General features: G+C 38.9%; 11 protein-coding genes and 1 tRNA gene. 3 read left to right on the plus strand and 9 right to left on the minus strand.

The window, feature by feature from the left end:
- Nucleotides 1-79 precede the first annotated feature (79 nt).
- The 6 genes from FJR11_RS03015 to psbZ all read right to left on the minus strand — a co-directional run bounded on the left by FJR11_RS03015 (nucleotide 80) and on the right by psbZ (nucleotide 4,917).
- On the minus strand, nucleotides 80-1,375 hold the full coding sequence (locus tag FJR11_RS03015) for an efflux RND transporter periplasmic adaptor subunit (RefSeq protein ID WP_168502250.1): 1,296 nt from the start codon (nucleotides 1,373-1,375) through the stop codon (nucleotides 80-82).
- 492 nt (nucleotides 1,376-1,867) lie between these two features.
- The gene (locus FJR11_RS03020) at nucleotides 1,868-3,133 is read right to left on the minus strand and encodes a glutamate-5-semialdehyde dehydrogenase (protein WP_168502251.1); all 1,266 of its coding nucleotides are present in this window, start codon (nucleotides 3,131-3,133) and stop codon (nucleotides 1,868-1,870) included.
- Between the two features lie 4 nt (nucleotides 3,134-3,137).
- Nucleotides 3,138-3,545, minus strand: coding sequence for a hypothetical protein (locus FJR11_RS03025; protein WP_168502252.1), 408 nt, complete (start codon nucleotides 3,543-3,545; stop codon nucleotides 3,138-3,140).
- A gap of 201 nt (nucleotides 3,546-3,746) precedes the next feature.
- A tRNA-Gly gene (locus FJR11_RS03030) sits at nucleotides 3,747-3,818 on the minus strand.
- 221 nt (nucleotides 3,819-4,039) lie between these two features.
- Nucleotides 4,040-4,534, minus strand: a complete 495-nt coding sequence (gene ribH / locus FJR11_RS03035; RefSeq protein WP_168502253.1) for a 6,7-dimethyl-8-ribityllumazine synthase — start codon at nucleotides 4,532-4,534, stop codon at nucleotides 4,040-4,042.
- Between the two features lie 194 nt (nucleotides 4,535-4,728).
- Nucleotides 4,729-4,917: a photosystem II reaction center protein PsbZ gene (psbZ, locus tag FJR11_RS03040; protein ID WP_168502254.1), complete on the minus strand. Its 189-nt coding sequence runs from the start codon at nucleotides 4,915-4,917 to the stop codon at nucleotides 4,729-4,731.
- Between the two features lie 320 nt (nucleotides 4,918-5,237).
- On the opposite strand from psbZ, the gene FJR11_RS03045 reads away from it, so the two are divergent.
- Together FJR11_RS03045 and FJR11_RS03050 are read left to right on the plus strand one after the other, a co-directional pair.
- Nucleotides 5,238-7,937, plus strand: coding sequence for a CBS domain-containing protein (locus FJR11_RS03045; RefSeq protein WP_168502255.1), 2,700 nt, complete (start codon nucleotides 5,238-5,240; stop codon nucleotides 7,935-7,937).
- 166 nt (nucleotides 7,938-8,103) lie between these two features.
- Complete coding sequence (locus FJR11_RS03050; protein ID WP_168502256.1) at nucleotides 8,104-9,003, plus strand: M48 family metallopeptidase; 900 nt, start codon at nucleotides 8,104-8,106, stop codon at nucleotides 9,001-9,003.
- Nucleotides 9,004-9,147: 144 nt separating this feature from the next.
- Here FJR11_RS03050 and FJR11_RS03055 read toward each other — a convergent pair whose 3' ends face one another.
- Nucleotides 9,148-9,855, minus strand: a complete 708-nt coding sequence (locus tag FJR11_RS03055) for an ROK family protein (protein ID WP_168502257.1) — start codon at nucleotides 9,853-9,855, stop codon at nucleotides 9,148-9,150.
- Between the two features lie 331 nt (nucleotides 9,856-10,186).
- On the opposite strand from FJR11_RS03055, the gene FJR11_RS03060 reads away from it, so the two are divergent.
- On the plus strand, nucleotides 10,187-10,687 hold the full coding sequence (locus FJR11_RS03060) for a 2TM domain-containing protein (RefSeq protein ID WP_168502258.1): 501 nt from the start codon (nucleotides 10,187-10,189) through the stop codon (nucleotides 10,685-10,687).
- 103 nt (nucleotides 10,688-10,790) lie between these two features.
- Here FJR11_RS03060 and prfA read toward each other — a convergent pair whose 3' ends face one another.
- The gene (gene prfA, locus FJR11_RS03065; RefSeq protein ID WP_168502259.1) at nucleotides 10,791-11,891 is read right to left on the minus strand and encodes a peptide chain release factor 1; all 1,101 of its coding nucleotides are present in this window, start codon (nucleotides 11,889-11,891) and stop codon (nucleotides 10,791-10,793) included.
- Between the two features lie 122 nt (nucleotides 11,892-12,013).
- Nucleotides 12,014-12,262 carry a 50S ribosomal protein L31 gene (gene rpmE, locus FJR11_RS03070; RefSeq protein WP_168502260.1) on the minus strand — a complete coding sequence of 83 codons (249 nt, stop codon included), beginning with the start codon at nucleotides 12,260-12,262 and terminating at the stop codon, nucleotides 12,014-12,016.
- Nucleotides 12,263-12,362 lie beyond the last annotated feature (100 nt).

Genomic DNA, 12,362 nt, shown 5'->3' on the forward strand with positions numbered 1-12,362 from the left:
ATTTATTAGTAATGGGTAATTGGTAAGAGGGAGAAGATTTCTTCTATTGACAACTGACAACTAACAACTGACCAATCACTTACTTTTCCGACAACATTGATAATTTAACAACCGCACCATCTTTTAATGGTTGACTACTGCGAACAATATACTTTTCTCCTGGTTCTAAGCCTGATAAAATTTCTATTTTGCCGTTAGAGATTTTCCCTAAAGATACTGGACGTTGTTTAACTGTGGTTTTATTACCTGTTTTTTCGATAACAAAAAGCGTAGAGTTCCCATTTTCTAAAGTAGCTTGTTTGTTCTGACCACTAATTGCTATTTCTGGAACTACTACGCGCTGTTTTGTTTGGGTGTTAAAGCTGACTCTTGCTAATAGTCCACTGCCAATTTTCCCCCCATTATTAGCCATGACAATTTCTACAGGTATTAACCTGGCTGTGGTGTCAGCAGTAGGAGAAATACGGGATACTCGTCCGATAATTTTTTGCTCAGGAAAGGCATCTAATTTTACTTCTACAGATTGCCCAACTTGGATTTTTGCTAATTCTAATTCAGAAACTTGGGCGACGACTTTAACGCGACTAAAATCGCCAACTTTTAAAACTTCACTACCTGGTTGTAATAAATTACCTGGTTCTGTGACTTTTTCGATAACTACACCAGTAATGGGGGAAATTAAACGAGCATAGGAACGGCGTTCAACAGCGGCGCTGACTGCTGCTTTTTGGGCAAATACTCTACCTTGGGCGGCGGCTACGGCTTGCTTTTCCGTCCTGACTTGTTCTATGGCGGCGCGGAGGGCTTGGGCGGCTGTTTTGGCTTTGGTTTGCGCTTGTTGGGTGTTTTGTTGAGCGATCGCCCCTTCTTTGTATAATTGTGTCAGTCTGCGGGAATCTTCCTGCGCTTGGACTAATTCTAACCGGGCTGTTTCCACTTGGGCGCGAGCATTACTTACTTGAGTTTTAGCTCTGGCTACTTCTGATTCACTGGTTGCTAGTTCGGCTTCGGCTTGTTTTAAGGCGGTGACTAAAAGGGTATCGTCTAATTGACTGATAATTTTACCCCGTTGGACTGTATCACCGATATCCAAGTTTAAGGCGATGAGTCTGCCCTCGACTTGAGATCGCACGGAAACAATGCGAAATGGTGCTGTATTGCCGATATACTCTGCTTGGGGACTTAAAAAATTAGTCTGAGCGATAGCCACATCTACCGCAGGTGCTTGATTCCCTCGTTCGGGTTTTCCAGATTGTGCTTCCGCTGATTCTTTTGGTAATGAACCACAACCTGCGGTTAGTAATCCTAGACCAAATACACAGAATATACATAGGTTTTGTATTTGTCTTACTGGCTGTTTTATGGCTTTGGACATGAATGTATATATTTTTTAACGTTGTAGAATTATAAATTTAGTATAAAGATTTTCCAGAAATTTGCACGTTACTAAAGTCATGTCTTTGTTTGCTATCAGTATATAGGGTTTGCTGATAGCGGAGCGTGGCGTAAGTTAGGGCTAGGAGTCAGGAGGAAGAGTTAGAGGGAGACAAGAATAATTTAAATCTGGAAAAGTGACCGATTTTTGATGGTTTCAAAGCTTATTCCTTGCACCTAATTCACCTTTTTAACCCTGAAACTCTTGATTTATTCAGGTTTTCGGTTTATATACCACTAATTGAAGTGCGAAATGTGGGATTTATCTAAATGGGTTTTTTTATTTCGTGCAGAAACGCTCCAGGAACAAAGGTGTCTGAATCAGGATATCCAGGATTTAATGATTTTCAGGATATGAAGAATACACAAAATCTAAAGATAATAAAATCCTGTTAATCCTTTAATCCCCTAAATCCGTGTTCAGACATTTTCCCTAAAACCGTCCATTTCCCTGAATAATATGCTTCACCGTCGTCAATGTTTCCAAACTAATAAACCCCCTACGATGTCCTTTTTGATTCGACATTCCTAAAAATACAGCCTCTCCCCGTGAGGAGTGACGGGAAAACCGAGGGGAAGCATTAATGTAGGTAGAGGCGCTATTTACTCCTAATGCAAATTGGCGACTTTCTTGGTAGGATTCGGTGACAATACTGTCAGCATGACTGCTACTATATTGATTAATCCAAGAAATCGCACTTTCTAAACTATCTACTAATTTAAAAGCCACTGTTTTGGTTAAATAAGGTGTTCCCCATTCTTCATCTTTTGCTAATTGTAAATAAGGAAAAGCTGCAACTAATTCTGCATCACCTTTGAGTTCAAAACCTTTTTCTTTTAAACTACTCCATAGCACTGATAAAGAAGATGGTAAAGCTTGACGATGAATTAAAACTTTTTCAATGGCATTTACTTGATCTGGTTCGCTTTCATGGCTATCCATAATCATCCAGCGGATCATTTCTAAGCTACTATTCACTGACCAATACAGGTAACAATTACCCATTGCGGACTTTAAAACTGGGCAAGTTGCCTGTCTCACTACCTGTTGAATTAAGCTGGAACGTCCGTAGGGAATAACTAAACTTAAATACTGATCTTGGGTAACTAAATCTCGCACGGAAGCACCATGTTCAGCCGTAATTAATTCCACACAACCTGCTGGTAAACCAACTTTAGTAATGGCTGTTTGGAGTGCGTTAGCGATCGCTCGATTAGAATTACTAGCTTCTGTACTACCTTTAAGAATAATACTATTACCAGTTTTTATGCAAAAACCAGCAGCGATCGCCCCTAAATCGGGAAAAGCCTCATAAATAAAGGCAATTACCCCTAAAGGCATTAACTGGGTATAACTTTGGGAGTCTTCCTGTTGATAATCAGCAGTTCTTACCCGTCGCAAAGGATCGGATAATTCCCCCAATCGTTGCAGAATCTTGATTGTATTCTCCAACCTGGAGGGAGTTAGCTTCAACCAGTCCAAAATTAATTCTGGAACTGCCATTTCTCGACTTGCTTCCAAATCCAAGGTATTAGCTTCGAGAATTTCATCAAAATCATTTTCTATCGCTTGTGCCATTGCTAACACAGCGCGACTCCTATCTATCCCCTTAGTTGTTCCCAATTTCAAGGAAGCCTGAAAAGCGCGTTTAGCACTTGTTATGGGTTCAGGGTAATCATCAATCACTTCACCTATCATGGAGTTAACGTCTGTAAGTAAGCCAGACCATTAGTGCTGGCAGAATTGCCAATAGCACTGCTACCATTGCCCAAGCGAGAATGCTGGAACTAGTAGCTAACCGCAGGGCTAATGGTAGCCATATAATGACTAACACAAAAATAATGCTTAGTGCTATTGGTAAATAGTTTTCTCCCAAGCGAGGTTGCACAACTTGCCAATTATTGCCTTTCCATCGCCAAGCCCGCTTATAGGGGTAGGTGGTAGAAAGTTGCTCTAATACATACCCATTTTCTTCGACAACAAAAATTTGCTGACAGCGATCGCATCCAAAGGCTTCTGTTAGCGTAATAGGAATTAACTGTCCCTTGCGACGACAAGGACAAGCGTATTCCATATTTAAGTCAATTTTATCTGGTTTTTGAGGTTGCACAAGCGAGATAAATAACTTGGGCGGTTTTTACATTATTCCCCAATTTTCCTGAAAATCAGCATGGGGAAACCTAAAATTACTTCTAATGATATAGCGGGGAAAGTCTACTAACAAACTCCTAAGCTAAAAATCCATCACCTACCAATTTAGTAGAGATGGAAAATCTTTAGTGTTATTTTAATATATCAACTTTAACTAAAAAGCGGGTGATGGGATTCGAACCCACGACATCAACCTTGGCAAGGTTGCGCTCTACCACTGAGCTACACCCGCGAACTCACCAATAAACTTATTATTCCAGATATATTCAGCTTTGTCAACCCCTTAGCTAAACTTTTTTCAAAGGGCTTTTTTAGAAGAGGCAGGGTGCAGGGTGCAGGGGGCAGGGGGCAGGGGGCAGGGGGCAGGGGGAAAGAATTATTCCCATCACCAATTACCAATCACCAATTACCAATCACCAATCACCCATCACCAATCACCAATTACCCATTACCTCACTTACTTGCTAAATTCGGGCGTAATTGCCGCATGAGACTAGCCATTTCTATAGCATTCATGGCATATTCCCAGCCGTGATTGCTCTTAATGCCGGCTCTTTCTAGAGCTTGCTGCATGGTATCTGTGGTCAAAATTCCAAAAATCACCGGCACACCTGTTTGGAAACTAGCCGCCGCAATACCTTTAGAAACTTCTGACGATACATAATCAAAATGTGGTGTTTGTCCTTTGATGACTGCACCCAGGCAAATTATGGCATCATAACGGCCAGACATTGCTAATTGACGGGCTACATTGGCAACTTCAAAACTACCGGGAACCCAAACATAGTCTACTTGATTGCCTTCAGGATCAGGATCTATACCGTGACGCTTTAAGCAATCTTTACATCCTTCTACAAGTTTCAGAGTAACAAGATCATTAAAGCGAGCGATAATCAATGCAAACCGGAAGGACTCGGTGTGCTGAAAATTTCCTTCAAAAACTGCCATAACTGCCTCTAAATAAATTTACAATAACTGCTTTACCAATATACTTTTCTGCCACCAAAATAGAAGAGCAGGAAAGCACAATCAGGAAAAAGTCGTTTAGAAAAAAAAGTTTTTTCTTTTTTAACTTTTTACCTGCGCTTTTCTGCTCTTCATAATGTGTGTCGTATGAGTTAGTGAATAGTTAAAGCATTCAACTAAGCCACAAAAAAGTTTAATATACCAACTAACACGACTAAAGCCGCCCAAATTCCTGAACCAACCCAGAGCAGTTTTTTAGATTCTACCCAGTTTTGAGGAGTGGCGTAAGCAACAGGTACACCAACCACAAGCACGAAGGAGAACAAGACTAATGATATTAAAGCGATTTGAAATACTATGCTCATTTTGTTTTTCCCAACATGACGAAATCTTAGTTTTGCCCATAACTGCTGCTGTATGAACAGTCTGGGTTTTTCAGTGAACCTTATGAACTCACAAGGCATCGCCTGATCAATTAATATTTTACGTCTGCTGTGTAACAGTTGGTCACTTCTGATCTGCCAATCTGTGATTTCTTTCGAGGATTGGGTACTGGTTACTGGGTACTGGGGATTGGGAAAATGATTAAGATAGAAATTATATTCTCTGACTTCTACTTTCTACTTTCTACTTTCTTCTTTCTTCTTCCTCCTGACTCCTGACTCCTGACTCCTACTTAAAATATATGGATTTAATTCTTTGTCACACAACTGCTGACTTTGACGCTTTGGGGGCAGCGGTGGGGTTAACTTGTCTCAAACCAGGGAGTAAAATAGTCTTAACTGGGGGCGCACATCCTCCCGTACGGGACTTTCTAGCGTTACATCGTGACGAGTACCCGTTGATTGAAAGACGTTCGGTAAATCCTGAAAAAATTCGCTCTTTAATGGTTGTGGATACTCAAAAGCGCGATCGCTTGGGTAAAGCTGCTGAATGGTTCGATTTACCCCATGTCCAAGAAATCATAGTTTATGATCATCATCTGGGACAAGATCGGGATATTCCCACTACCCAATTATACCTTGATGAAGTGGGGGCGACAACTACCTTAATGGTAGAAGAATTGCAAAAAAATAACATTTCCCTAAATTCTGCCCAAGCAACTGCAATGGCTTTGGGGATTCATGTGGATACAGGTTCATTAACTTATAAACAATCTACACCCAGAGATGCTTTAGCTTTAGCTTGGTTAATGCAGCAAGGGGCAAATTTATCAGTTATTTCTACTTATCGTGATCCTGGTTTATCACCACAATTACAACAATTATTAACTGAAGCTTTAGAAAATTTAGAATATCTTTGTTTACGGGGATATACCATTGCTTCAGTAACACTAAAAACCGATGGTTTTGTCCCCGGTTTATCAAGTTTAGCTTCCGAAATTATTGATTTAACAGAAACCGATGCTGTGCTGTTAGCAAATGAATATCCTTTGGGTGAAGATGATTGGCGCTTAACAGTAATTGGGAGAACGCAAATTCCCCAAACAAATCTTAATTCTTTGTTTCAACCTCATGGTGGTGGGGGACATTCTCAAGCTGCATCTTTTAACCTCCGCACTACAGATTCCCAAGCAATTTTACAACAATTATTATCTGGGTTAAAAGCCCAAATTCCCCATCCTCCCACAGCTAGAGATTTGATGTCTTCTCCCGTGCGGACAATTCGCCCTGATACTACTATAGCCGAAGCCCAACGGATTTTATTACGTTATGGACATTCAGGTTTATCTGTAGTTAATAACCAAGATTTATTAATTGGAATTATTTCCCGACGGGATTTAGATATTGCTTTACATCATGGGTTTAGTCATGCACCAGTTAAAGGTTATATGACAAGTAATTTAAAGACAATTACCCCTGATACTTCTTTACCAGAAATTGAATCTTTAATGGTGACTTATGATATTGGCAGATTACCAGTATTAGATCATGGGCAATTAGTTGGTATTGTCACCCGCACCGATATTTTAAGAGAATTACATCAACTAACAATTAAAAATTTAGAATTAAAAATTAAAAATTATTCTCAGGATTTAGGACTAAGTACGGAATTAGAAAAACGTCTTACACCGCAACTTTGGCAATTATTGACCACTGCATCTCAAGAAGCCGAAAAACGAGGTTGGCATCTTTATTTAGTTGGTGGTGCGGTGCGAGATTTGCTATTATCAAAAGCAGAAACTCGCAGTTTGATGATTAATGATATTGATTTAGTAGTTGATGGTTTTCATAAAACCGCAGATGTCGGTGCAGGGGTGGAATTAGCTAAAGCCTTACAGCAAATTTATCCAAATGCGAGATTAGAAATTCATGGTGCTTTTCAAACTGCGGCTTTATTATGGCATAAAGATTTAGTATTAGATTCATTATGGGTAGATATTGCCACAGCCAGAACCGAATTTTATCCTTACCCAGCAGCAAATCCAGAGGTTGAAGCTAGTTCTATTCGTCAAGATTTATATCGGCGAGATTTTACAATTAATGCTATGGCTTTGCGGTTAACTTCTCCCCGTGCTGGGGAATTATTAGATTTCTTTGGTGGTTTTATAGACTTACAAAATCAGCAAGTTCGGATTTTACACGCTAATAGTTTTATTGAAGATCCGACTCGGATTTATCGGGGTGTGCGGTTTGCAGTGCGGTTTGGATTTTCTCTAGAACCACAAACAGAAACTTATATTCGTTATGCCATAAATAGCGGAGTTTATGATCGCACTAGTCAAGAAAATAGTAAAACTCCGGCTTTGCAAACTCGGCTAAAAACTGAATTAAAATATATATTAGCCGCACCTTATTGGCAATCAGCTTTAGAATTACTCGATGATTTAGGGGCTTTACAATGTATTCATCCTACTCTAAAATTAGATGCAGAACTTTCTCGACAATTAAATTTATTAAAACACTGTTTAAGGAAATTTGACAAAAAACAAACTTTAATAAATTGGCAAATGCGTCTGGAAGTATTAATTGCCTATTTGCAACCAGAATATCGGGAAAAAGTAGCTAAAAATCTGCAATTAGTTGATGATAGTATTGTCAGATTAGAGAAATTATCTCAAATTCAAGCTGAGGTAATTACATTATTACCCACTTTTGAAAAACCTAGTCAAACTGTCTATTTATTCAGAAAATATGATTTGCAAACTTTAATCTTAATTGCTTTACAAAGTCACCGCAAAATTAGAAGACGGATTTGGCAATATTTAACAAATTGGGGAAATATTCAACCGCTATTAAATGGAAATGATTTAAAGCAATTGGGTTATAAACCTAGTCCCCAATATAAGCAAATGCTTGATGATTTATTGACTGCTACTTTAGATGGTATAATTAAGGATAAAGCGGAAGCACAAGAATTTCTAACCAAGCATTATCCTCGGTAATTTAGTAGGAAATTTTATTCTGCAATTTTTAACCTCAAAAATTAAATTACCATGAGGATAGAACTTGATTTTAGCAATTAAGATTAAATAACTGATTTTTCTTTATCACGCCTAAAAAATATGATTTAATTGACTTAATTGTATTTACCAAATTAACTTACTAATCATGACAAAAAAAATACTAACTGGACTAAGTTCACAAACTTACGAACATCCCTTTGATCGGAAAGCCTTAGCTTCTTTACAAAGTATGCCTGGGATTTCTCCTTTACTCAAAAAAGTGAACGAATACGGGATTGATCGTTTGCTGAGATTACAAAGTATTGCTAGTGAAATCAGAGTTACACCCCGGAATTTTCCCCAATTATATCAACCATTACTAGAAGCTTGCCAAGTTCTTGATATTACAACTATTCCTGAATTGTATTTATTCCGAGGTACAGGACATATTAAAACCTATATTATTGGAGTAGAAAAACCTATTATTGGTATCAATATTGAAGCAATGGAATGGTTGAATTATGATGAATTTCTATTTATTTTTGGATACGAACTTGCTCGAATTAAAAGCCAGCATATCATTTATCATCAAATATCAATTGTGATGCCAGCATTGAAAATATGGTTAAGCAGTACCACATTAGGGTTAGGAGGATTGATAGCTAGTGGTGTAGAATTAGCATTATATAATTGGGTAATGATGGCAAAGTTTACTGCTGACCGTGCTGGTTTATTAGCTTGTCAGGATGTTGATGTTGCAACTACTGCACTGATGAAACTTGCAGGTTTACCAGAAGAGTATTTAACTCCTCATGTGATCGAAGATTTTCTCATTCAATCCCGCGAATTTGCTGCTAATAGTGTTGATAGTTTAGATCAAGTTACGAAAATATTAAGTTATTCAGAATCTAGTCTTTCTTGGTTAGTGATGCGAACTGGGGAATTATTAAAATGGGTTGATTCGGGAGAATATGATCATGTACTTCAAGGAGAAAATATCAACACTCCAAAAGGAGAAAAAGAAGGAGACGAAAAAGAAGGATGGAACTTTTTAACTTCTTGGTAAGTAGATGAACTGAAATAAATATCAATAAATATCAAATAATATGGTGAACTAGGCTGGGCTAAAAGCCCACCCCACAAGAGTTATATATTTGTTATTGTGGGGTGGGCATCCTGCCCGCCCATTTTATATTTAGTTTAATTTTGCCTAATCTTTCCACAAAGCAATACCACCTAACAAACCGGTGATATTAGGAATTAATTTCACATTTAGTGGCAGATTCATATTGATTCGCACTGCTTCACCACCACCAATATAAAGATAATCATAGTTAAATAAATGTTGCAAAGATGCGATCGCTTTTTGTAATCGCTTATTCCATTTTTTCTCACCAATCTTATCTAACGCCGCCCGTCCTAACTGTTCTTCATAAGTTTCTCCTTTCCGAAATGGATGATGTCCCATTTCCATGTTTGGAACTAACTTCCCATCCACAAATAAGGCTGAACCAAAACCTGTACCCAAGGTAATTACCAATTCTACACCTTTACCAGCGATCGCCCCTAGTCCCTGCATATCTGCATCATTAATCACCTTGACAGGTTTGTTTAACCTTGCTGAGAGTATTGTTGCTAAATCAAACCCAATCCAATCACAATGGAGGTTTGCAGCACTTTCTGTAACTCCAGAACGGACGACACCAGGAAAACCTACGGATACCCGATGATATTCACCTTGAGAAGCTGCTAAGACGACAACAGTATTAATGACTACTTCCGGTGTGGCGGGTTGGGGTGTTTCTAATCTACCTCTTTCGGTTAAGGGCTTACCTGTAATATCTAACACCATTGCTTTTACGCCACTACCACCAATATCTACAGATAGAGTCCGAATTGATCCGTTATCTTCTAACATGAGATTTTCTCTTTTTGCGATAAGTTCTTTGGTTATTATGCGTGACTAAATTAGATTCCACAGGAGATGTTTTCATAGTCTTTATAATAATGCTGCTTGAAAATCCGTAGTCACTTAAATGGTTAATGCTGTGGGTGGTGATTGAAAGGTAGTTTATATAACTACTCCAAGCGCAGAGAACACAGAGAAAAGAGCTAAAAATAAATATATCTTTTTCCCAGTCGTAACTAACCGAACACCAAATTGATTTAAATTTGCTAACCTGGAAATAGTGTAAATATTGCTGATGGTAGCGTGGTTTTCTATTAAAACTTTTATTTGAGCAAGAATTATGACGGCGTTTAACTCTGACAGCCTGCGTTCCTACAGTCAAGATGATGTACAGCAAATTCTGCAATTAGCGATCGCACGTCAAGTGGATGATAATGATCAAGAATTTTCCTATCAGCAGATATTGGAAATTGCCGCAGAGTTACAAATATCACCTGATACTTTGCAACAAGCGGAACGGGATTGGTTAGTCAAACAAAGCGAAGTTGAACAGCGTAAAGCTTTTAATATTTACCGTCAAAGTAAATTTAAAAAACGTCTAGGAAATTACGCAATTATTAATATTTTTTTCCTAGCTATGGATTCTATTAGTGGCGGTCTTTCCTGGTCACTTTACATCTTATTAGCTTGCGGATTAGCCATAACTCTAGATATTTGGAATACTTTTCAACCAAAAGGTGAAGATTATGAAATCGCCTTTCAAAGATGGAATCGTAACCATCAAATTAAACAAACAATCAATACAGTTTTAACTAGATGGTTTAAGGTGTTTAGTCCTTAAACTTTAACATCATCTATTTCCCTATTCCCTCGTCCCATAAGAAAACCGCCTGTGGGTGCAAAAAATAACAACAAGCGGTTTTCTAGAATATTTATGAAATGAATTAGCTACTAGAACCAGAGGAGGCTAATTCTGCTAACCGTTCTTGTTGATCTTGAGAAATACAAGATTGAATCACCGTCTCTATATCACCTTCCAAAACAGGATTAAGGGTAAAATTTTGACCTAACCGGTGGTCAGTTACCCGACTATCTTTATAATTGTAGGTGCGAATTTTTTCCGAACGAGAACCCGTACCAACTTGCGATCGCCGCATGGAAGTCACAGCCTCCTGTTGTTCTCGCAATTTCAACTCATACAACTTAGCCCGGAGAATTTGCATCGCCCGTTCTTTATTCTGCAACTGACTCCGTTCTTCTGTACAGAAAATCCGAATCCCAGTCGGTTTGTGGAACAAATCAGCGGCTGTTTCCACCTTATTCACGTTTTGTCCACCAGCACCACCAGAACGCGCCGTACTCATTTCAATATCTTTCGGGTCAATATGGATTTCCACTTCATCCACTTCTGGCATAATGGCTATAGTCGCAGTTGAAGTATGAACCCTTCCCCCCGATTCTGTTGCTGGTACACGCTGAACACGATGTACACCAGATTCAAACTTTAGCTTACTATAAACACTATCGCCTTGAATTTCTAGAATTACTTCTTTAAATCCGCCCATTTCCCCCAAGGACTCGCTGACCAGCTTCACCTTCCAACCTTGGACATCAGCATAGCGGGAATACATCCGCAGTAAATCTCCTGCCCAAATACTTGCTTCATCGCCGCCAGTACCAGCGCGAATTTCCAACATAATGTTTTTATCATCGTTGGGGTCACGGGGTAGCAGCAACACCTTTAAGCGACTTTCTAAATATTCCAGCTTTTCATCTAATTCACTAACTTCCAAAGCTGCCATTTGTTGTAACTCTAGATCGCTACTAGACTCTTTGAGTACCTGACGCGCCCCTACCAATTCATCCTGGGCTGTTTTCCAAGTTTCATAGGTATTAACTACCTCTTCCAAAGAAGAACGAGACTTAGCAATTTTTTGATACTCATCAGGATTACTAGCGGTATCCGGATCAGCTAAACGGCGTGTTAACTCATGAAAAGTTTGTTCAACAGATTTAAGTTTATCCAGTAAGTATATTTCTGCCATGATGACTATAAATGCTCCTAAAAAAATAACAAGTTGGCTCAAGCATTAAATGACAAGCGACCCAGCACTATGCAGGGTCGTCTGTGGCTTCCGCCACGCTATCAACAGCTACAGCCAACCAGCTACTTTTGATTATCGTCTTCAGTTTGAGTTTCAGTTTGAGTGCTGGACATACCATATTTACGGAGGAAGCGTTCTACACGGCCTTCAGTATCAATCATTTTCTGAGTACCAGTGTAAAAGGGGTGATTTCCAGACCAAACATCTACGTGTAATTCGGGTTTGGTAGCACCAATGGTCATAATAACTTGACCATTACAGTAGACTTTAGCGTCTGGATACCATTTGGGATGAATATCAGGTTTAGCCATTGTTTTTTGTTGCGAATCTATATAAATTGGGACTGGGGATTGGGGACTGGAGACTGGGGATTGGGATTAGGTAAAAGTTTTCTTCCTTCCTTCTTCCCTC

Source organism: Anabaena sp. UHCC 0187 (assembly GCF_009712035.1).
Taxonomy (GTDB): domain Bacteria; phylum Cyanobacteriota; class Cyanobacteriia; order Cyanobacteriales; family Nostocaceae; genus Dolichospermum.

Bases quoted from the DNA above. Each gene is read 5' to 3' on its own strand.
- rpmE (WP_168502260.1), bottom strand. From the start codon at position 12,262: ATGGCTAAACCTGATATTCATCCCAAATGGTATCCAGACGCTAAAGTC.
- FJR11_RS03055 (WP_168502257.1), bottom strand. From the start codon at position 9,855: ATGTTAGAAGATAACGGATCAATTCGGACTCTATCTGTAGATATTGGT.
- FJR11_RS03020 (WP_168502251.1), bottom strand. From the start codon at position 3,133: ATGATAGGTGAAGTGATTGATGATTACCCTGAACCCATAACAAGTGCT.
- FJR11_RS03015 (WP_168502250.1), bottom strand. From the start codon at position 1,375: ATGTCCAAAGCCATAAAACAGCCAGTAAGACAAATACAAAACCTATGT.
- FJR11_RS03050 (WP_168502256.1), top strand. From the start codon at position 8,104: ATGACAAAAAAAATACTAACTGGACTAAGTTCACAAACTTACGAACAT.
- prfA (WP_168502259.1), bottom strand. From the start codon at position 11,891: ATGGCAGAAATATACTTACTGGATAAACTTAAATCTGTTGAACAAACT.
- ribH (WP_168502253.1), bottom strand. From the start codon at position 4,534: ATGGCAGTTTTTGAAGGAAATTTTCAGCACACCGAGTCCTTCCGGTTT.
- psbZ (WP_168502254.1), bottom strand. From the start codon at position 4,917: ATGAGCATAGTATTTCAAATCGCTTTAATATCATTAGTCTTGTTCTCC.
- FJR11_RS03060 (WP_168502258.1), top strand. From the start codon at position 10,187: ATGACGGCGTTTAACTCTGACAGCCTGCGTTCCTACAGTCAAGATGAT.
- FJR11_RS03045 (WP_168502255.1), top strand. From the start codon at position 5,238: ATGGATTTAATTCTTTGTCACACAACTGCTGACTTTGACGCTTTGGGG.